Below are 22,270 nucleotides of genomic sequence, written 5' to 3'. Positions count from 1 at the left end.
CAGACTAATTTCCTTGCCGGATCCGGTGTTATTACGAGTGACCCAGCAAAAATAGTTAACGGTCAATATTCAGCTTATCTCTCTTCATTAAACACAGAGGATTGGAAAGCATTTTCCTATACGGATACGAACAAAGTGAAGTTTGAAAAAAATACGACCTACAAAGTTACATTTTCCTATAAAACTATCGATATGGTGCCAACCGGAAGTGATCGCCGTTTTTATTTTTTAGCCAGAAGTACAGATGATACAGATGACAAAGGCTGGACGGCCTGGAGCGACGCAAGTGGGAATAAGGGGAGAAAGTCGATAACATTCACAACGGGAAACAAAGAGAATTACTATTTGATCTGGGGAATATTTAAAGGCGGCGCCCTGTCCATTGACGATATAGAAATCACAAAAGTAAATGAATCCTTTGAGAGTGGTTCGTTTACCAATACTAATTTCAATGCTGGCTCTGGGGTCATTACTAATGAATCGTCCAAAGTGGTTACTGGACAATATTCAGCTTACCTTAAATCACTGGCGACCGAACCAACAAAGGAATTTGTAAATACAGATCTTAATAAGTATAAATTCGAACCCAATACGACTTATTCAGTAACTTTCTCCTATAAATCAGCTGATATGGATTCTTCAAACGCCAACCGGTATTTCTATTTCCTGGCCCGGAGTTCGGACAAGCTAGAAGAGAAAGGAATGACTACTTGGCTGAACCCTAGTGGCAGTAAGGGCAGCAAAACCGTTACGTTCACGACAGGGAGCAAGGATAATTACTATCTGGTTTGGGGCATCCGTCAAGGTGGCGCTCTTTCGCTGGATGATATAGAAATCTCGAAAGTAAGTGAATCCTTTGAGGGGGGCTCATATAGCGGGACTGGCTTTTCACCCGTATCCGGAATGATTACTAATGAATCCTCAAAAACCGTCAGTGGTTCATATTCTGCCTATCTAAGCTCCACAGCTTCCCAGCAGTGGGCGAATTTCGCAAGTACAGATTTGGATCAAGTGAAGTTTCAGAGCAATACGACATATTCAGTGACCTTTTCTTACAAATCTATTGATATGGAATCAACCAATGCTAACCGCTATTTTTACTTCTCAGCACGCGGTCTAGATGATATTGAAACCAAAGGCTGGACTACATGGAATAGTGCCTCGGGAACAAAAGGAGTAGAAACGGTCACCTTTACTACCGGAAATCAAGAAAACTACTATTTGTTCTGGGGAATTTATGGTGGAGGCGCTCTCTCCATTGATGACATTATTATTAAGCAAGCGACAACTTATCTATACGATGATAATGGAAGGCTGGTGCAGATCAAACAACCCAACAATAAGATTACTTACTATACCTATGACTCGAATGGCAATCTGAAGGGGACTCGAACGGAATAGTGCTACTATGCGCTGAAAGTAATTTGCGAAAGAGGAATGCTAATGAAGAAACGGTCAGCTGTATGGATATTTGGCGTCATAATTTTACTATTATCAGCTTTCTTTTTAGAACCTCCCTTTGTTTTCGGAAACTCGGGCAATAATCAAAATTATACGTATGATTCCGCAGGAAGACTAAACTACATAGATTCAAGAAGCGGAAGAGTTAGCTATCAATATGATTTGCAGGGGAACTTGACTTCAAAAGTTAATGAAGTAAATCTCGTCGGAATGTACACCGGCACAAGTTCAATATTTTCCGCCACTTCCCAGTACAGCAGCACGCAAGGACAAGGGAACTGGTATTACCAGGAATGGGATGGGACGAAATATACAGATCTGAAATATAAGAATAATTAATGGGAGGGATTAACCCCCTATACGATTATTTTGAATGATTTTCAACATCCGGATCAGACGGATTCAGTTAGAAAGTGGGTTGCACCTAAGTCAGGGATGATACAAATTTCGGGAATTGTAGCAAAGAGTAATACAACAAGCGGGGACGGGGTCGTTGCTAAGGTATTGAAAAATGATATACAGCTATGGTCAAAAACAGTTGCCTATAATGATTCAACCGGTTACGAAGTGGGTCTGACCGTGGGGGTGAGCAAAGGCGATGCGATCTATTTCGTAGTAAATAAAAATGCTGAAGCTTCTTATGATGGTACCACGTGGAAACCGGTAATAGCATACATGGAGGCCAGCTCCGCTCAGGACCAGTATAGCAATACGCAGGGGCAAGGGAATTGGTATTACCAGGAATGGGACGGGACGAAATACACAGATCTGAAATATAAGAATAATCAGTGGGAGGGACTTACCCCCTATACGATTATTTTGAATGATTTTCAACATCCGGATCAGACGGATTCGGTAAGGAAGTGGATTGCACCCAAATCAGGGATGATTCGAATTTCAGGAAATGTAGCGAAAAGTAGTACAGGCGGAGGGGACGGAATCGTTGCCAAGGTATTGAAGAATAAGATGCAGCTTTGGTCAAAGACAATTGCCTATAATGACGCAGTTGGTTATGAAGTGGGGCTGACCGTGGGGGTGAGTAAAGGCGATGCGATCTATTTTGTAGTTAGTAAAAATGCTGAAGCCTCCTATGATGGTACGTCGTGGAAACCGGTAATAGCATACATGGAGGCGAGCTCCGCTCAGGATCAGTACAGCAGTACTCAGGGGCAAGGGAATTGGTATTATCAGGAATGGGACGGGACGAAATACACAGATCTGAAATATAAGAATAATCAATGGGAGGGATTAACCCCTTATACGATTATTTTGAATGATTTTCAACATCCGGATCAGACGGATTCAGTTAGAAAGTGGGTTGCACCCAAGTCCGGTACGATCCGAATCTCAGGAAATGTAGCGAAAAGTAGTACAGGCGGAGGGGACGGGATCGTTGCTAAGGTTTTGAAGAATAACAAAACATTGTGGTCAAAGACAGTTGCCTATAATGACGCAGTCGGTTACGAAGTGGGTCTCACAGTGGCGGTGAGCAAAGGCGATGCGATCTATTTTGTAGTTAATAAAAATGCCGAAGCCGCCTATGACGGAACAATCTGGAGACCGGTAATAGCTTATGTGAATTGAATTAGGGGGTGGACCGCTCTTGCACTAGATTCGTGCTTTGCTGTACATGACTTTAAAAAATGAATGATAGATAGTTAAACAAAATGGATAATTGCTAAATTGTTCTCGTAGTATGCCTCCATTGGATGCTGGTTCACACCGTATCAAACGACTGATGTCAATTCGAAATTTGTATGTTTTATCCAAAAACGCGTTTAATGTTGAACTAGCTGCCACCTGTTAGAGCATGTGTAAGCTATATATTTCATTTTAATTTGGGAGAGATAGATATGAGTCGTAATTCTTTGTTCAAGAAAGTTTCGCTTTTTCTACTGATTTTTATTTTAATCTTTGATAGTTTGGCCGGTGTTTCTAATGCTGCTGGCGTAAGCAGTCAACAAAATACCATTATTAATAATGTGGAAACTCCTCGAAATATGGAAATCCAGGGTGGAGGACTCCTTAGTCCTTCTCCATCACCATCACCAACCTCTCATACGGATAGTGAAGTACCACCTGAATTCACACCCACACCCACATTGGCACCGACACCCACCTCCAAAATCTCGGCGCTCCCCCTAATCGCAGAGGGGAATGAAATTGCTGAGTCCAAGTCGAGTGTGGAAACCTTGGAGAATCAACCTGCTGAGGGTTATGATGTAATGTCTGAGCCAGATGTGAAGACCCTTTTTCAGAAATATTCAACGCTTTACAATGACAAACAGGTGAACTTGGACCTGGAACAGATTCGACAATTATTTGCCTTAGGTGCTTCTATCTCCGATGTCTATGCCATTGCCTTGCTGCATGACATGTATAATGAAGATTCGCCCACACTATGGGAACTGAAGCAAAAATCCAAGGATAGCTGGCTAGAGATAGAGGATAAACTCAGATTGGAAAACTCACAGTCTGCACCGGCCAAGGTAACTGATGGAGTGTACAAGGATGAAGAACGAACATCTTTACTATTGATACCTAGAGTCACAGATGTGGTCTATGAGGAACGTCCGCTGGTGTCATCGGATCAGCCCAAGGTTAAGTACAGTGCATTGGTTTCGCTCAGCGGCACAATAGACGACGCGATGAGCGAGTTGGGGTTGAAGGATAAATATCAGACATTTAATCAGCAATTTTCTGACCAACAAAATACTACAGAGAGCATCGATCCGATAACCGGAATGCTTACCTGGAGGAGCAACCAGATCAGTCTGCCGGGAAGAGATGGCTTGGATCTAAATCTCGGCGTGACCTATCAATCCAACGGAGCGAGTCAATTTTATCCTGCGACCATGTATGATCCTAGCGAAGGAAGAAGCATTAACACCGGGGCATGGGACGATGATCAACGTTATAACTATTTGGGCCTTGGATGGACATTTAATATACCTTCCTTAAAAGGAGATTATTATAATGACGGAAAAGGCGGTCAATATGAGTCCAAATTTATAAAACCGACAGATGGATCGGATGCATACTATACACTTAAGGATTACCCCACGGGTGATGTAAGAATTACCCACGGTAGTTCAGGTACTACCTTGGTGTTTCCAGATAAATCGAGAGAGTATTTTAGTTCAGATATGATGATTCAAACGGACCGGTTTGGTAATACAATAACTTATTACTATAATTCCTACGGAAATGTGAATAGAATCGAGGATACATTAGGAAGAGTAATTAGTTTTGAATACAAGGCATATGGGTCCGGAACTCCATCTAATGAACCCAATGTAAGAGTAAGGGTTCTCGAAAACGGCGTACCGGTAAAAGAAATTAAATATTTCCAACAATCCATAGGTTTTAATAATGCTACGGGTCTTATCCGGATTGAAGCCACCAATGATGAGAAAATACAATTTGAGTATGCCGAAAACAAAAATGAATATGATTTCTTTGGTAATATATTGCCCAGTAACAGATCGAATGGTCACTATGAATACATGCTGAAACGGGTGCAGTACAATAATACGTCGCAAACGGTCTATGATTACGAATACGGCGTTCATAATTTATCTAAGTACGGAGTCATTAAAAAATCACGTGTTAGCGGCAGAAGCGATATCATTCTACGGAATTCCTTGCCTTCATATGTTATGAATCATAATGTCTTTACCTACAGCGGAGACTATAGTGCTTATGGGGTAACCAATGACCCCGAAAACCTGCCTGCAGGGTATCATTTTTCTAGCACCGTGACTGCATTGGACAAAAATAATGCACCACTACAGAAGACAATCACTTTATTTAATCATCTGAAGCAAAATGAATCAGTAGAGAGCAAGATCATAAGCGGAAGCCAGGCTGGACAAAGAATACTTACCCTGTACTCCAATTTTTTGACCGACTACAAGTATAAGCCGACCTTAATTGAACAGCGGGAATATGAAGGTGATGCAGATACGAACCCTAATACCCTATATACAGATTTAACCTATGACTCTCTGGGATACGTACAGACAGAAACGTTACCTTTGTCAAATGAAAAGCGGAATAACGCTGCTCTTAAGCAGAAATATACCCTATCATATCAATATGACCCGAAATTTAAGCTGCTGTCTTCAAAGAGATGGTATCAAAATGAGACCGATGGGACCCCGGTAAGTGAAACAGTTGTTTACACATCAGATGGAAGAATAGAGAAAAGTACGAATGCAGCAGGAGAAGTTACCATTTATTCCTATCTAAAAGATAACAGTGCTTTCACAGTCACTGCCGAGAACTGGAAAGGTGGTCTGCGGGTTGCTAAGTCTGTGATTGTGTACGGGTCGGCGTATAACTTTGCCTATCCGACTGAAAAACAGCAGTGGTTCAACCTCGGACAGCCGAATCAGCAAATTGTTAAAACGCAAATGAGTTATGACAAAGGAAACGGGCTACTGATAAGTGAAATCAAAGGCAATCAGCAGAAAACCACCTATACTTACGATGAGCTTGGCAGGCTGTTAAAGATAACCAAACCCAATTTCACAAATTCAAATGGGGACAAGTATTCTGAAACAGAGGAATATAGGTACTCATATAATCAGATCTCTACGAATTTTGATTCAGTGAATGCCGGGACCTACAGTTTCGTTGTGGATACGGAACATACGTTGACACAGACATCTAATGGAAATACGGTCAAATCTCACGGCATTACATTTTACAATGGTCTCGGACAAACATTATTGGAAGAGCGCAAAGACCCCAATGCAGGAAAGTATACCCAAACACAGTATCATTACGACGAGTGGAATCGTCCAGTGTATATAATCGACCCAGCCAGAAATACAATGACCGTCAGTTACGATGCCTGGGGCAGGCAGAACCGAGCTACGAATGCAAATGGAGACCTCATCGTCAGCGACTATGCCCTGAAAGCACGCAGGAGCACAAGCTATTTGCAGGATAAGCTAACAGGCGAAAGGCTGAACTATGCAGAACAAAGCTTTGATGCCTGGGGAAACAAAATTTCAGCTTCCACCTATAAAGATTGGCCCGCAAATCAGCAAAGGATTACCGAAGCCTATCGATACGATATCGTAGGAAGGGTCACAGGCTACACCGATCCGAACAAGAACCTGAATGAGGATGGAGTTACGACCTCCTACACCTACGATGCCTTGGGCCGGTTAATTGCCGTGAAGGATGCCTTGAACCAAACCACAACCTATACGTATGACGGCAACGGGCAACTGTCCAAGGTGACGATACAAGCCAAAGGCGGTACGCCGCAAACCTTAAATACGAAAACTTATAATGAGTTGGGACTGGTTAGCGTGAAGCAGGATGGAGCTTCGCAAATGGAAAGCTCCACCTACAACAACCTAGGCCAATTGGAAACAAAAAGAGACCGCAATGGCAGCACATTCGGGTATGTGTATGACGAAAGAGGCCAACTGAAAAAGAGCACCATCCGCGGGATCCTTAACAATGTAGCACAAACGCAGGAAACGAATGTGATTTTCGGTGACGGTTCCCCTGAGAAGCAGACGATCCAGACGCGCACGAACAATGCAGTCACCGCGACTCAAACGCAAACCCTGGATAGTCTTGGACAAATGCGAACTGCGTATTCGGTTTCGGGAAACCACTCCACGATGATCGGGAATCAGGTCGACGTGATAGGCCGGTTTACGCAGATCAATGACACCTACATGGGCTTTTATACCAATTATCAATATTACCAGCAAAGACTGAATAAAGTGCAGACCAATGGAAGCTCTACCCTTAGCAGCGATCCGTCCGTAAACGCGCAGTATAGCTACTATGCGAATGATTTGGTCGACAGCATTGTGTATCCAACACTGAGCGATGGAACTAAAATCGTCACGAAATATACGTATAATAAAGCGCTGGGCTGGATGGAGACTTTGAAAAATACGAAGGGCAGTTCTGTTCTTTCTGGCTACAGCTACAGCTACGACAATAATGGAAACCGAATCACAGTAAGGGAGTCTCGTAAAGACGGAGCGGCGCAAACGACCAGCTATGGTTACGACCCGCTGAATCGCTTGGTGTCCATTACCCGCCAGGATGGAAGCAGGATTGCATATACGTACGATGTGCGAGGAAATCGGCAGACCGTATCCGATACCGGTAATGGCAGTCCTGATACCACTGATACGAGTTATACGTATGATTTGCAGAATACCTTAACGGGAGTGACCAAGGGAGGTAAAGCGACAAGCTTCCAGTACTATGCCGATGGCATGCGCTACCTAAAGACCAATGGCAATACACAGACCCAGGTGAACTATAATTTCCAGGGTCAAGTCATTTCGGAAGAGAAGATCGTCAGCGGTGTCTTTGTGGAACAAGCGAACTTTGTGCGTGGCGACCGGGTATTGGTGAAGAAGGATAAGAAGGCATCGAAGGATTATTATTACCTGTATAATGGTCATGGTGACGTGGTACAGATTGTCAATACAAGCGGAGAGGTCGTCAACAACTACACCTATGATGAGTGGGGAAATATTACCAGTCAAGTGGAAGGTACCTCTAACTCTTTCAAGTACACCGGAGAAGTTTATGATGCAGAAACCGGCCTTTACTATCTGCGTGCACGGTATTATGATCCGAGTATTGGACGTTTTTTAAATGAGGATACGGTTGAGGGGCAGATTGATAACCCGTTGAGTATGAATTTGTATACGTATGTGGAGAATAATCCGTTAACACGTATTGACCCTACAGGGCATTATACCGAGAGTCAAGTAGATTTAATGCTTACAACTGCCCGTATTGCTGGGAGCGGATCACAACTTTATTGGGACATTAGAAAAGATCTTGGTGACCACAAACCAATGATATTCTTAGGCAATAAGCAAAGAGAGAAATGGTTAAATCTCTTTAATATAGCTACATCTTTTGAAAGTAGCGATGCACAGGCTTCATGGGCAAAGAGTCAATTAATGAAAGAATATGGCGAAGAACAATCAATAAACGATGCAGTTGTCGGTGCAATTTTAGGCATGACTGGAGGAGGTGGGAAACCCTTAAGTCCTCTCGTGGCAGCAGAAAGAATAGTTAAAGCGGAACGTGTGGGTACTGCGTTGGCTAAATCAGATGTAGGTCATCGATCCGCTAGTTTTTTAACTGAAAAGATATTAGCAATGGGCAAAACTTTCATAGTTAAAGGTAACGATGGAGTCGAACGGACGTTACTTCAAGTTAAGGGAGAATTGAATGGGAGTTCAGGTATATATGAATATATAATAAATCTAGAAGGAAAGGTTACACATCAAAGATTTATTGTTAAAGGTAAGATTACTGGATATCCAAATCAAAAACCATGAAAGGTGATACTAGTGAATACTTTAAATCTCCTGATTCCATACAATTATATTGTGAATCTGATTAATCTGACGTGGAGTGATCTATTCTTTGCCATTAAACATGGTTATTTGAACCCTGAGGCAGCAACTGAACATGCAATGTATGTGATTAGCGAGGAGGAATTTCCATCACAAGACGTCATCGACCTAGCTTGGTTAAAAAAAGGGGAAGACGTTCATCCATATCTTGATAAGTTGTTAGCTCCAATGTCTATGGAAGAATATAGTATTGCCCAAGAAAAAATTTTATATGTAGTATTGAAGTGGGTTTTTGAAAACAAGGAGCACTATGCAGATCCTTTTGAAGTGGTTGAAACTATTTATGCAGATTTTGATTATCCAGAGGAGATTTCTCAGTTTGTACGGTATATGCCCTCAAATCAGCCTCTACTTGATTTGGTAGACTTCAATAAAGAAAGATTATACAAGAATTGGAGTGATTATTTGGAGAAACAAAAAAAGAAGTATTCTGTGTCGGATGAAAGGTAACACAAAAATTAATTTGATAAATGGAGACGATAAGGTAGGGAATTCTTCTAAAATCGCTAATTAGAATTTTTTTGCAGATTCGACGTCCATCAGGAACTTTTCCGATTACAATTCATTTATTGCTTATTATGGAGTAGCATTGCACGTTTGCTTGCTGCACAGGAACTGCAACCGCATAAAGTTCGGAACTACTTAGAACGTCGTGATGCCAAACGAGCGGATGTCCTGTGTGTTTTATCTACACTGTATTAATAATTGGAAATAAGAGAAACACCTAACAAAACAAACTAAATTCAGAAGAGCTGCATTTGCGCAGCTCTTTTGTTGTTCAAGAGGCATTCCAGGATTGAGTCGTGTGCTTAATAGAGGGTTTGAAGAAATACATACTTTTTTAGCACGTTCTTCGAACGTTTTACGTGCCTAAAGAGTGTAGGATTATATTGTAAGAAAATTAAATAGGGAGGTAGGGCATCATTGCATATTGTACTTTTAGGTATCAAACCTGAACTTAGTGATCCGCGTTTCAGATTTCATGAGTGCGGAACGTGCGAGGAAGCACAAGAAGTATCATCCATTATTAAGCCCAAAATAATCCTGGTGGTTGAAGACTTGGCCCAGGAATTCCTACCGTTCGCCCTGAGTTTAGCAGTGAAGATGGTGGTGATTAGTGAGGCTTATCCGTTGTCACTGACAGCGGTACGGAGCTGGACTGCACTCGGAGCTGCCGATGTATGGGCAAACCGGGAATGGCCAGCGCGGCTTCGGAATTCCTTGGATGAACAGAAGATTAGCGCTGCCGGGACGACGAGTCACGAACATCACGAAAGGAATAGAGCTGGGGAACGAACGGTGATTGCGGTAGGAAGTGTCTTTGAAGGCGCTGGAAGTACCCACACCGCCTTGCTCATTGCGGAGTACCTGGCACGGGTTGCCAAAACGAAAGTGGCCGTGTGGGAAGGTGGAAGCCATCCTTGCTTTTCTTTTTTGGAATATATCAGGCAAGGAGAATTTTCGAGTAGCCCCCGTTATGAAGTCAACTCGTTGTCCCTGTTCAAGGGAGAGTTATCGGAGCATTGGGTACACTCACTGATGAATGAATATCGGTTTACGGTTCTGGATTTAGGGAGTTTGCACACCAGCTCACAAGCGGAGTTATTCGTACAGTCCCGGTTGCCGGTGCTTGTCGGCTCAGGCAGTGAGTGGCGGACGAAGGAACTGATCTCCTTTTGCCGGGAGCATCAGCGCGTACCTCAAGATTACTGGAGGATTGCTCTGCCACTGGCGAGTGAAGAGAATCAGGAAATCATAGCCGGATGCTTAAGCGGCAGACCAGTCTTTGCCATTCCGTATCACCCAGACCCGTTCAAATCAGACCCAAACACGGATGAATTACTGGAAGGATTACTCTCTCCGATCCTGGATAAGCCTAAGAAGAGAGGACTCGCCCGTTTCTTCTGAGTAACAAATCATGAGGAAGGCCGCACTGCTTCAGCCCTGAAGCGGTTATTTGTCGTTTCGGAAGGAGGTGATGAAAAAAATGAATAAAAAGGGACATGTAGCTGTAGCTGTGCTAACCGGATCGGCTCTCGCTGCACACCTCACCGAGCTGATGGTCACGCCAGTCTTACTCTTAGTAGTCGCTGCAGGTGTGGCGGGTTTGCTGCCCGATTTAGACCACAAAACCAGTACAGTTAGCAATACCATGCAGTTTTCAGCCAAAACCAGAAAGAAGCTGCGGTGGGCATCAGGAATGGCGGTAGGAGTTGGCGCTATTCTATTCTATTTACAACAGGGTTTTCCACTATTGTGGATCGGTACGGGCTTATGCCTTGCTGTGGCAGCTAGACTTCGGACATTGATTCTTAGTGGAGCTGGACTGCTGATGGTTGGAGCGTATCTACATTATCACGAACACTGGCTATTGCTGTTGACGGGGCTGGCGTTATTGATCATGCCCTTTGTGAAGCACCGGGGACTGATTCACAGTCCAGAATTCGCCGTTTTGCTTAGCGCAGGGGTGATTACTTTTACCGAATCACAGTCGCCGCAGGTGTACGCGATGGGGCTGGGTGTTTTAGCCGGTTGGTGGTCACATCTACTTGCTGATTCGGTGACAGCAGAAGGAATTCACTCTGCACTGCTACCGAGGCTGAAAGTTGCGCTAAATGTCATTCGTAACGGCGGTGCCACTGAGCGCTGGGTGGCCAGGATCTGCTGGGCTGCGAGTGTGGTGCTGTGGATCAATCTATTTCATGTGAAGGGATGAATGTAATGAAAAAAACAATAACTGTTTTGATGATGTTCTTTAGTGTGTTTCTTTTGCCCATCATGGCCTACGCCGATGATAATAATCCAATTACGAAGATCAAGGAGAAAATGAAGTTTAACTGGAAGGTGCTAGACGGACTGGACTTTGTGTTTACGCCTATTGGGTTGTTCATCTCTTTAATCACCATTGCAACACTGATTTTTGTGGTGGTCCGAGTCATTATCAAGCTGGTCAAGATCAGTACCGGTAAAGGGACCATCAAAGATAAGTGGTTTTGGATTGAGGCCGGTCTGATTGTATTTATTGTATTCCTCTTCATCAGCGGCGCATTCTTTAGCTTTTTGGAAAACATTTATAACTGGACCTCCACGCAGGATCTCGGGGGGAAGACTACGTTCATCCAGTCCATGGATCATAACCACAAGTTGTCATAATGGCCCGGCTGATGACTGACAACGATTATATCTCGAAAATGAAAAAAATGTATAAAGTAGATCCGGATGTGGTGGACGGTATGAACTGGTTCTTGGTCTTGGCCGGAGCTGCAGGGACGATACTTTGTGTTCTCGCTCTCTCCTATTGGCTGATCCGTTTCTTTGGCTTTCTGTTGTCCGCAAGCCGGGGCGCTAAAAGTATAAAAGATACTCGCTTTTGGCGGAACATGGGTGTGGCGCTCTTGATCATAATTTTGATTATGACCGGATCGGTTTTCACCTTGCTTTCACAGTTTTATGATTACATGGCCTTATGGGGGTGGGGAAGTTGAGAAGGCGTACTTATATGCTGGTCGTCATACTCTTTATGTTTGTGGGGTTGAGTGTCAGTGTGCCAGATACAAAGGTTCAGGCTGCATCCAGTCAGGTCGCCGCCTCATCTGGAGGTAGTATGGTGACACTGGCTTCTGCAGGTCCTACACCTACAGCCTCCCCGCCGGTGGAGCGGGAGACAAGCTGGTATATTCCCGATTGGGTAGATGACATGATTCATAAAGTCGATGATATGATCCAATCGTTTAAGGACCTCATGTCCGGCAAGCTGATCAAAGATGCGATTGAAGGTTTAGTTGTGTTGTTGGTGGACGAGCTCATGTCACCACTCTATGATGCCTTTGCCAAGAGCTATTTGTTTACTCCGCAGATTGCCGAAATCGATCTGGTGCAGTCGGGCTGGTCCATCTTTATGATTGTCGGCCTTGTGTCACTTTTTGTCGGGATTTCATGGTTGGCGTTCAAAATTATTCGAGGCAAAAAAGACCTGGGCAGTTTGCTCAAGGTCTTTCTTCTTTGCTTTGTCGCTACCTACCTTTCGCTCACGGTCCTGAATATCGCCAATGTGGGGATTAACTGGATGGCCAGCAAGATGTTCGAAGGCATAATCGGCACGAGTGGCATCACGTATGAGGGTTTGGATGGCCAACAAATTCTAAAAGCAATGATTGTCGGTGCAGATGGGATTACAGAGGCCTCTTATGCAGCGCAGACACTGGGAGAACTGACGGTGTCCACGAGTGGGGGTATTTTTAATCTGCTCGGTTATTTGATACTAGTAGTGCTGCCTTTGTATGTGGTAGCGGTGGTGAAAACGTTGGTTTTGATGTTTATGGCCATCCTGGTCAATCTCTGGATTACCCAGTCTGCCTACACAGGAAAGTTTGAGACAATGCTCGGGTTTGCCAATTTGTATGTGCGGACTTTAATCGTGGGCTTGATCTGCGGTCTGCATTGGGCCATTTTTGTGAAAATGCAAACGGATTATGGTGAGGGGACTGGATTTTGTGCGGCGATTGGCATACCTCCGATCATCTTCGCCATCCTCAGTGCTGTCGTTTTGATTGTGTTCTTCTTCTTTTTCTGGATCAAACCGCTAATGAGAGCGGCTCAAAATCCGATGACCCTGAATGGAGCTCATGTAGTGGAATCAATGGGGAAATGGGGAGAGAAGACCTCGACTACTTTGGATTCCATGGGCAAACGGATGGGTTCGGAAGGCGTGCAGAAGAAGGCGCTCAGCATGAAAGAGGCCAGTAAACGGATGCAGAGTGCGGCAGAACGCATGCGTACGCAGCGCAGTGTGGGCAAAGATAAACTGGCGTCCACACTTAGCGGGGGTCTGTCTGAATCGGTGCAAGGGATTGCCTATCAAGAGCCGGAGCATTGGCTTGAAGAGGGAGGGCAGGTCCATGTCGATGTGGACCATGAACTGGCCTTTGGGGAATCAGAAATTAAATCCTCCGCGCTGAACATTTCAACGGTCTTGGGAGAGGAAGGATTTCGAAGTGTTTCCCTCCTGCAGGCACCTGTTGCCCAGCGGAAAAAGCTGACCCAGAAGCTAAGTACGCTCAAGAAAGAATACAAAGAAGATGTTACATGGGACGAGAGTACCGGAGAGCTGATTCTGGCCGGAGAAACACTCGATATGCTGCCGCAGCTGGAGAAGGATGGTTTTGATGTATCAGCTGTACGTGAGGGCATGTACAAGGATGGGGCATTTGTGGATCTAAACCATGCGCCAAAGATTACACAGCTGAAAGATTCTGCCGAGGCCAAGCAAGCAGTGGAACAAATTAAAGAGGCTCTGCCGCTATATACGCGAGCGAACCTGCCTGAGGCACAAGCCTCTGCTGCGTACCATGCGCTAAAGGACCGTGCGGATGAATACCCATGGGTCAAAGATTTGCTGCTGGAGCAGGGAGCGCTGTGGCTACCGGATGAGGATTTAGAAGAAGCCACAGAAGTGCTGGAGGGGATGTTGGCCCAAACCACCCGGAAGATCCGGTATAACTTCCCGCGCTATTCTCAGTTTGCTGCCAACATGCTGGAGGAGTGGGAACGTTCCAGTACATCGGAAGCGCTGGCCAAAGTGTTGGAACTTGCTAACGATGAGTCTCATGTCTATGTCCCCGAGGAATATTTAAACGAATTCCAGAAGGCTTATGACACCTATCGGAAAGACCGCACACCATACTGGCGAGCCAAAGACGGCGCGGTCTATGTCATTAAGGATCGGGTACCGGTCAACTATGGACAGCCACCACTGCATGGACTCGATATGGGGAGTTTTGAAAGACTGCAAAAGGAAATGCTGCATCGACATGAGACGCAGCGAGACAAGCAAAGTCAGGCGACTAAAACAGTGGGGAAAGCTCAAGCGGCGAGCACACCAAAAGACAAAGGGCAGGTGAATGGAAATGGATAAGGAGAATCAGGACCGGGAAGATGAGCTCCTGCGGGCAAGCTTTATGGGCGATATCCGTGAGGATGTACAATTTTTGGGACTGTCCCTGGGAGATATCGGCTGGATTGTAGGGACGACACTCGTGATCGGGGGATTCCCCTTTCTGCTTCCGTTGCCAGTCGTGTTCAAGATGGCATGGATTGCGGCGATTTTTATGCTTAGCACCTTTGGGCATATGCTCAAGTGGCCCTATCGCATGAAGCGCTATATCCATGATCAACAACAAAAGAAAGACGGTACAGGGGAAGATATTGGATCTTTTCTGGGCGTGGAGGAAGATGGCTGGCTCTATCGCAGCGGGAAGACCTTACATGTCGTCTCCTCCTTAACGGCAGCTCCTTGGAGAACGGCTGTATTTGCGCAAAAACGATCACGAATTGGGGGATTTGAGCAATTTCTGCGTGCCATCGTGCAGGAAGGCTTTAGTGCCCAAATTTCAGCAGAACAAATTCCGGACGTGCGTCATGAACTCTGGAACGAGAAACGTAGTCGCCTTGCTGCAAGTGAAGGCATCCAGCAGATGAAGCTGAATCGGCTGGAGATGTGGGAACGGCTGGCCCAGAAGGGGGAGGCGCTGCGCAGTGAATATACGCTGACGCTCACGACATCCGAATCCAAAATCAATATCAGGGAACGGGAAGATGAACCTGAAAACCTGAATACGGAGGAGATGAAGCGTTTCCGATTACTATGCGAACTCCAGGAGAAAAAAGATCGTGTATTGAACACGCTCACGGCTCATGGAGGGCACACCACAGCGCTCTTATCCGGTTTTTCCCTACCGGAGATCCTGGGACGCTGGTGGGACCGAACATCGTGGGAGGCATGGAAAATGGCTGAAGGAACATGGGCGGAAGAACCCGAAGAGGTGACAGAGCCGGAAGAACAGAATGAGGAAGAAGAGGCTCAATCGATCTTTAGCCCCCTTCTTCTGAAAGTCATCCAAGAGGATGAATCAGGAGGGGATGAAGCAGAGAATACAGAAGACCTGGAGATCGAGGATGAGTCCATCGTGGGGCCATGGATCATTGAGGAAACCGCTGCGGATGCAGGGCGATTTAATAAGTTGAAGCTGAGCAAAGGGTTCATCGGAAATGGATGGCGTAGCTGTAAAAAAGTCATCCCCATTCTCCTAGCGAAGTGGAGGCAATATATCCGTCCTCGTTTTAGTTCGTGGGCGTTGAAATGCCGTTTGGGGTGGCAGAAGTTAAGAACCCGAAAAGATATAGTGCCAGAAGAGGTAGTGGAGCTTACGCATGAGAACAGAACTGGAGAAGATGGGCTGGAGTTTCCTCATCCTCCCGTTTCCATTGCAGAGTATCAGGAGCAGACACAGGTAAAGACAGGACAACAAAGCCCAAAGGGGTTAAAAGGGATCGTTCTTCTAACCTCGCCAGTACCTAGCGGCAAGTCTTTTCTGGCTGCGAATCTTGGGGTGGCTGCAAGTCTGTCTGGAACCACGGTGAGCATTATGGATATATCGCTGGACCAGGGGACGAAGACGGTGCTGAATCCATTGCAACATCCTTTGAAGCTAGAGAATTGGGACACATGGTCCGGTAAAGAAACGGACTGGCTGTTGTTTACACCATCGTGTTATCCATCTTTGCAGCAGGTGGAGCAGTTGCTTCAGCGCCGATCAAAAGAAGATGGACTGGTCATTGCCGAGATCCCGTGGAACTACCCCGAACGGGAGGCGCTCATGCAGCGACATCGTTCCATTGCCGTCATGGACTGTGATTATCATCATTGGCTCCGGTTTACGGACACTGCCCCCCGCTGGGAAGGAGAGTTCTGGCTTAATCAGAGTACCCCAGAGATGACTTCCAGAATGGCTGCACTGCTGAGGGAGCAATATAAACAGTCCTTCGCAGCGGTCTACCCCTATTTTGCTGCGGCAGGGTATTGCTTGTTCCAAGGAAGACCTCTGGCTCTTGATCCGCTGCTGCGTACACCGCTGATTGCCCAGTTGCATGGAGAGGAGGATGCCGATGAGCCTGTTAAAGCATACGAATCGGTTAGTTAAGCGGTGGGTGAAACATCCACGGCATGTCGTAGTCAATACGCTGGATGGTAAAGACGGAAAAACAGGTCATTTTGTCCGGGTGCTTATGGTGCAAGAGTACCCACCGGAGATTATTGCCGGGTATCTGGATCAATTGGATGGGGTCGTTACTCATGCTGGAGCCACCTTGCGCAAGACGATCCGTTATGCGCAAAGCGACATCAAGTTTAACACCCGCATGAAGTATAAACTAAACCGGCTAACGGCGAGCATCAATGATCAGAGCGAAACCGACCCGGCCCGTAATGCAGAGATTGCAGCGAAGGAAACCATTCTCGCCTTAAGAGACTCGACGCTGTCAAATGACCATAAGCTGGTGGAGGTTCAAACCTTCCTGACACTATCTGCGCCCAAACTGCATCAAATTGAAGCGGCTGAGGCGGGATTGAAGCTTTGGTTTGATAACATGTCCGGGAAGTTAAATGAATTGAAGCGCGAGCAACGAGAAGCGATGCGGCAAACCGCACCTGCCTCTGATCCTTACGTGAATCATAGTGAGTTCTTTAACAAAACGCATTATGGGCGTGTCACGACAGATTCTGTAGCAGCACGCACATACCCGATGACCCGAGGCTCGTTTTCAGATGCTGAAGGACTTTATTTTGGTCGCCGGACCGAGGACGGCGGCTTTTGTTTTGTCAATCTTTGTGATCCGGATGATCCCCGGGCACAAAATGTCACGGTATTCGGCAAGACCGGGGAAGGGAAAAGTTACTTTCTCAAGGCGCTGGTGATGTCTCTGTTGGAAGAAGGCGTGCATGTCTTTGTGTTTGACCTGGACGGCGAGTGGCGTGATCTTTGTGAGTATGTGGGGGGCGTATACATTGATCACACCACAGAAGAGGGACGCTATTTTGAACCGCTGACCATCATGCCTGCGATTCCCGAGATCGATGCGGACTGTGTGCAGTATAATCGCTCCCGGTACAAGATGGCCGAAAAAAGTGGTGTGCGAACCTTCTCCTTACTTGGCGAGAACTTAACCCGCACGGAAATTTTTGAAGTAGGGGAAGCCATCCGTAGAGTGTACCGAGCTGCAGGAATTGATAAGAAAAAGCCGGAAACCTGGAATTCTCCTACCGGCCCCAAGCCGACGATCCACGCCGTGTTCGCGGAAATTGAGGCGGCATCTCGCAGTAATGCAGATGCCAAAAGTTTGTATGACAAGATCAAAATCTATTTTATTGGCATTTACGATGATATTTTTCAAATTGAAGAGGCTTCTAGCTTTGATGAAAAAGCTCCCCTTGTGGTGTACCGGGTAGGGGCCGGCGAGGAAGACGAGTCCAAAAAGGATGAATCGGCCAAACAAGCGCAGATCAAGATGTCGATGGCTTTTGAACAGGTCAATGCCAACATCCATCTACTTAAAATTGCGGGTGCTCACTTTTCTGCTGTACTGGTGGACGAAGGTCAGCGGCAATTGCAGAACCCGGAACTGCGCAGTTATGTATTTGGCTGGTACACGGCCATTCGGAAGCAGAATGGCATGATGATTCTTGCAGGCAATTCCCCGGCGATTATGCTGGACACCGCAAAAGGTGTGGGGATGTGGGAAAACACGAGTGTACGTGTGTATTTTTACATGGAACAATCAGCGGTACGTTTACTCTCCTCTCACGCGGATCTTCCAAGCGAGATTCAGGAACTGATTACGCAAAATGAAGGCACCCAGCGTTACATTTTGGAGAACCACAAAAGGTACGATGAACTGATCATGCATGTCCCTCCTGAAGAACATGTTCTGTATAAAACGCGGGGACTGAAAACCGCAGGATAGGGGGGATTCTGGTGGAAGTCGTCAAAAAGGCCAAGGATCTCAAGAAAATGTTTGCACTGATTTCTGCACTAAGCTCCCCGGGAATCGGGTTGGTGTTGATCCTTTTTGGAATCGTGGCACTCATTGTTTTGTTTGTGTTTTTGCCGTTCATGATTTTTACGGATGCCGATAGCTATAAGCCACAAGCAGCAGGAGAGTATGCATGGATGGCTCCTGCACAACTGGATGTGGATGGCACGGCATATGTGTGGCCAGTGCCTACGATTAGCCGAGTATCCTCCCCTTTTGCCTTGCGGGATTTGTTTGGAACGACTCGAATGCACAAGGGCATTGATATTGCGAATGGAGCTGCCAACACAGAGCTGCAGCCCGTTTATGCAATGGCTGAAGGCACGGTGACTTTGGCGGGAGCAGCCAGTGGTTATGGTCAAGCGATTATAATAAATCACGGGAACGGACTGGTGACTACCTACGGACATCTATCTGCTCAGATGCATGTCTCTGTGGGTGACAGGGTGAGCAAAGGACAGTTGATTGGACAAATTGGACAAGGAATTGTTGGGCGATCTACCGGTTCACATCTACATTTTCAGGTAGAGCTGAACGGCGCAGCCGTTGATCCACTCAATTATGTTTTCGCTCCAGGCTCAGAACTGCCCAGTTTGCCAAGTGAGCTAGGGTATCAGCCCTTAAATATAGATTACGTCTTGCAGTTTTTAAATAAACGAAAATCTGCGCTGGCTGATCGCAGCCTGCTGCAGATGATCGACGACGCGGGACGGACTAAAAATGTATCCCCCTATCTCCTGATTGCCATTACTGGTCAAGAACAATCTTTCGTGCCGAGAAACAATAACCATGCTTCGGAAATCATTCGAAATCCGTGGAACGTATTTGGATGCTGGTGCAAGGGGAAAGGAGCGCGACTAACGACCGGAGAATCGGCCCAGATTGCGGCTAATACCATTATCAAGTTATCGCAGGATCTTCCTGCCGGTCGAGATCCGATTCAGTGGCTGTCGGCCAAAGATAACCCTCGTGGTTACTATGCAGAGCATAACGGATGGTGGATTGGCGTATCCAAATACTTCAAATTGTTATTAAGAGGGGGCGGTTAAGTGAATTTAACGGTTGTCATTATTGCGATCATCCTGTGGATCTTTTACAAGAAAGGCAGCAATGGTTTACCGAGCTGGCTGGTCAAAGCTTTGGGTGTATTTTTGGTAATTATGCTACTGCGCAATTTAAATGAGGTCTATCATTTCATATTTGATGAATCGGATGCTTGGTGGCCACTGGTGAAAGAAAATGCGGCACGTTTTAATCAACAGTTGCGAGATTTAATCCAGACCATGATGAAGGGAAGGGAAGGAACGTGAGCACTCCGGAACATTCACCGAAAGAGTCGTTTCCGCAATTCGCGAACCGCATAACGCTGATCAGCGCAGCGGGGAGTGCAACTGTACGCTTTCTTAACCTGTTCCCGGAACTGAATGATTTGGCAGGGACCGTACTGAAATATTCGCTGATACTTTGGTTTGCATTAGTTGCTCTGCCAACGGCCCCGCAGATGATATGGAAGCATAAACTGAAGATTTTAGCGGGGCTAGTCATTGTGAAGCAAATTCTGCGGAAAGAAGAGTGGAGAAAGAATGTAGTAACCACGAAGGGTCCTGAGGCGATACTGGCAGCAGGCGGTACGATTGGATCAATACCGGATGTTTCGGAGGGGATCAAACCTGAGGACCTTAATCTCACGAAGCCGACATTTACTTTACCGGCAGAAGGTGGACCTTATGCTCTTTTTCCAAGTAATCCACGGCCATATTCATCGTCCATTATGTCTGCGGAGCAGGCTTCTGAGCTCATCTTCAATACCGTACAGCTGGCAGGGCTGAAAATGGATGAACCCCCTGAAATTTTGTCCATCGATGCGGGGCCGACGCTACAAACCATTTCATTTCGACTACCGGCCCGGCTGCAGCTTAGTGACCTCGTAAAGAAGAGGGATGATCTAGCTAACCATATCGGGCATAACCGGAGTTTCGCGGTGACATCTTCCCCTTTTTCAAGTGCAGCAGCCTTTATACTGCCCCATGCAGAACGAGCATTTGTGTATATGAGAGACATGGCACAGGAATTGCGGGAGTTTGCTCTAAAAGCTCAATTGCCCATGGTGTTCGGAAAGGATATGGAGGGCAAACCGATTCTGGTGGACTTGGCCAAATTACCGCATTTGCTCGTAGCAGGGGCAACCGGCTCAGGAAAGTCTGTTTTTATCAATGGTCTGCTGACCTCATTAGCTTCTACACGGTCACCAGAACAAGTTCAGTTTCTACTCATTGATCCCAAGATGGTCGAGTTTACGATGTATACGGGTTTGCCGCATTTAATCTCCCCGCCGGTCACTGATCCGAAGCGAGCGGCACTGACGCTCAAAAAGCTTGTGGTGGAGATGGAAAAGCGATATATGATTTTTGCTGAAGCGGGTGTACGCAACTTACTGCAGTATAACCGGAATTACCCGCAGGATCTGATGCCTTATATTGTCGCGGTTATTGATGAATATGCCGACCTGATGGTTATTGCTCGGGATGATGTGGAGGATACGGTGCAACGATTGACGCAAATGGGACGAGCCGCTGGAATCCATTTGATTTTTGGTACTCAGCGGCCTAGCGTGGATGTTGTAACCGGCGTTATTAAATCGAATCTTCCGTCCCGGGTGGCTTTCCATTTACTCAGTATCTATGATTTTAAAACAGTCATGGATACAGGTGGTCCGCATTTGCTCGGTGGTGGAGATGGGGTCTGCATGCTGAACGGTGGAGGACAGAAGAGATTTCAGTCTGCTGCAATCAGTGCGGACGACGATGAAACTACTCGTTATATTGAGGAACTGAAACGTTATTGGAGGAATGAAGAGAGCCTGCGGAAAGAGGATAAGAAGACAAACGAGGATCTTTCTTCGCTCAGTGAATTACCCGGTGAGGAAGAGAATGAGCCTATGGAAGTGGAATCTGATTTAGCCGGGCAGACATCAATCAGTGTGTTCCACTCGCAGGAGTGGATGGATCTGGAGGAAGAAGGAGATCCGGCTATTATCGAAAGCATGTATGACCAGGTGATTCGCCTGGCGCGCGAGCATAACGGTGTATCCGGCAGGCTGCTTCAGCATGCGCTTAACATTGATTATGTAACAGCGGCAACCTATGTAGAACAACTGAGTAGAGAAGGGAAAGTCGCACCTGATTATGATCCGAAAACAGGACTTAAGCCTTGGCTTGCAGATGTACGGGAGAGTGATGAAGTTCTACTGCTGCGAATGCAACGGATTATTTGCGAGACAGGCTCAGCTAGATCTGCTGAGCTTCAGCAAGAACTTGGTATACGTAAGGAGAAGGTTCTGCAGTTGATGAGCCAACTCGTGGAATTAGAATTTTTGTCCCCTCCCCTAAGTCCTAAAGCGGGATACACTCTAGCTTGGACTGAAGAACAAATTGAGCGTTTTATGAAAGGATAAGTGTTAAACAGTAACTAAGTGTCGGGGTAGAAATCATAGTAATAAACATGTGGAAATTAACAACCTA

General features: G+C 46.0%; 15 protein-coding genes. All 15 read left to right on the top strand.

What is annotated here, in order from left to right; genetic code table 11:
• The coding region (locus AC3WT9_RS33590) for an RHS repeat domain-containing protein (RefSeq protein ID WP_492408865.1) at positions 1 to 1,401 on the top strand (1,401 nt) is incomplete at its 5' end.
• Between the two features lie 42 nt (positions 1,402 to 1,443).
• On the top strand, positions 1,444 to 1,800 hold the full coding sequence (locus AC3WT9_RS33585) for a hypothetical protein (protein WP_492408863.1): 357 nt from the start codon (positions 1,444 to 1,446) through the stop codon (positions 1,798 to 1,800).
• A gap of 165 nt (positions 1,801 to 1,965) precedes the next feature.
• Positions 1,966 to 3,045: a hypothetical protein gene (locus AC3WT9_RS33580; RefSeq protein WP_492408861.1), complete on the top strand. Its 1,080-nt coding sequence runs from the start codon at positions 1,966 to 1,968 to the stop codon at positions 3,043 to 3,045.
• A 269-nt stretch (positions 3,046 to 3,314) separates the two neighbouring features.
• Positions 3,315 to 8,804, top strand: a complete 5,490-nt coding sequence (locus AC3WT9_RS33575; RefSeq protein ID WP_341377962.1) for an RHS repeat domain-containing protein — start codon at positions 3,315 to 3,317, stop codon at positions 8,802 to 8,804.
• 12 nt (positions 8,805 to 8,816) lie between these two features.
• The gene (locus tag AC3WT9_RS33570) at positions 8,817 to 9,332 is read left to right on the top strand and encodes a DUF2247 family protein (protein ID WP_341377963.1); all 516 of its coding nucleotides are present in this window, start codon (positions 8,817 to 8,819) and stop codon (positions 9,330 to 9,332) included.
• A 474-nt stretch (positions 9,333 to 9,806) separates the two neighbouring features.
• A complete protein-coding gene (locus AC3WT9_RS33565; protein WP_341377964.1) occupies positions 9,807 to 10,790 on the top strand; it encodes a hypothetical protein in 984 nt (327 codons plus the stop codon).
• Positions 10,791 to 10,860: 70 nt separating this feature from the next.
• On the top strand, positions 10,861 to 11,598 hold the full coding sequence (locus tag AC3WT9_RS33560) for a metal-dependent hydrolase (RefSeq protein WP_341377966.1): 738 nt from the start codon (positions 10,861 to 10,863) through the stop codon (positions 11,596 to 11,598).
• A 5-nt stretch (positions 11,599 to 11,603) separates the two neighbouring features.
• The gene (locus tag AC3WT9_RS33555) at positions 11,604 to 12,035 is read left to right on the top strand and encodes a hypothetical protein (RefSeq protein WP_341377967.1); all 432 of its coding nucleotides are present in this window, start codon (positions 11,604 to 11,606) and stop codon (positions 12,033 to 12,035) included.
• A complete protein-coding gene (locus tag AC3WT9_RS33550; protein WP_492408857.1) occupies positions 12,035 to 12,367 on the top strand; it encodes a hypothetical protein in 333 nt (110 codons plus the stop codon). Before AC3WT9_RS33555 ends, AC3WT9_RS33550 begins: the two co-directional genes overlap by 1 nt.
• Positions 12,364 to 14,796 carry a hypothetical protein gene (locus AC3WT9_RS33545; protein WP_341377969.1) on the top strand — a complete coding sequence of 811 codons (2,433 nt, stop codon included), beginning with the start codon at positions 12,364 to 12,366 and terminating at the stop codon, positions 14,794 to 14,796. Before AC3WT9_RS33550 ends, AC3WT9_RS33545 begins: the two co-directional genes overlap by 4 nt.
• Positions 14,789 to 16,861: a hypothetical protein gene (locus tag AC3WT9_RS33540; protein WP_341377970.1), complete on the top strand. Its 2,073-nt coding sequence runs from the start codon at positions 14,789 to 14,791 to the stop codon at positions 16,859 to 16,861. Before AC3WT9_RS33545 ends, AC3WT9_RS33540 begins: the two co-directional genes overlap by 8 nt.
• On the top strand, positions 16,827 to 18,680 hold the full coding sequence (locus tag AC3WT9_RS33535) for a TraG/VirB4 family ATPase (RefSeq protein WP_341377971.1): 1,854 nt from the start codon (positions 16,827 to 16,829) through the stop codon (positions 18,678 to 18,680). The genes AC3WT9_RS33540 and AC3WT9_RS33535 overlap by 35 nt, the downstream gene beginning before the upstream one ends.
• Before the next feature lie 11 nt (positions 18,681 to 18,691).
• Positions 18,692 to 19,798: a M23 family metallopeptidase gene (locus tag AC3WT9_RS33530; protein WP_341377972.1), complete on the top strand. Its 1,107-nt coding sequence runs from the start codon at positions 18,692 to 18,694 to the stop codon at positions 19,796 to 19,798.
• Entirely contained in the window at positions 19,799 to 20,059 is a 261-nt protein-coding gene (locus AC3WT9_RS33525) for a hypothetical protein (protein ID WP_341377973.1), read from the top strand. It begins immediately after the preceding gene.
• Entirely contained in the window at positions 20,056 to 22,203 is a 2,148-nt protein-coding gene (locus AC3WT9_RS33520) for an FtsK/SpoIIIE domain-containing protein (protein WP_492408853.1), read from the top strand. The genes AC3WT9_RS33525 and AC3WT9_RS33520 overlap by 4 nt, the downstream gene beginning before the upstream one ends.
• Positions 22,204 to 22,270: the final 67 nt, after the last annotated feature.

It is taken from the genome of Paenibacillus sp. EB106-06-01-XG199 (genome assembly GCF_058791575.1).
The sequence above is the reverse complement of the archived record's forward strand: the minus strand, read 5'-3'. Positions and strand labels throughout refer to the sequence as shown.

What these genes read in the sequence shown, in the direction of transcription:
- AC3WT9_RS33585 (WP_492408863.1), top strand. Translation starts at nt 1,444, where the DNA reads ATGAAGAAACGGTCAGCTGTATGGATATTTGGCGTCATAATTTTACTA.
- AC3WT9_RS33575 (WP_341377962.1), top strand. Translation starts at nt 3,315, where the DNA reads ATGAGTCGTAATTCTTTGTTCAAGAAAGTTTCGCTTTTTCTACTGATT.
- AC3WT9_RS33555 (WP_341377967.1), top strand. Translation starts at nt 11,604, where the DNA reads ATGAAAAAAACAATAACTGTTTTGATGATGTTCTTTAGTGTGTTTCTT.
- AC3WT9_RS33550 (WP_492408857.1), top strand. Translation starts at nt 12,035, where the DNA reads ATGGCCCGGCTGATGACTGACAACGATTATATCTCGAAAATGAAAAAA.
- AC3WT9_RS33540 (WP_341377970.1), top strand. Translation starts at nt 14,789, where the DNA reads ATGGATAAGGAGAATCAGGACCGGGAAGATGAGCTCCTGCGGGCAAGC.
- AC3WT9_RS33535 (WP_341377971.1), top strand. Translation starts at nt 16,827, where the DNA reads ATGAGCCTGTTAAAGCATACGAATCGGTTAGTTAAGCGGTGGGTGAAA.
- AC3WT9_RS33560 (WP_341377966.1), top strand. Translation starts at nt 10,861, where the DNA reads ATGAAAAAAATGAATAAAAAGGGACATGTAGCTGTAGCTGTGCTAACC.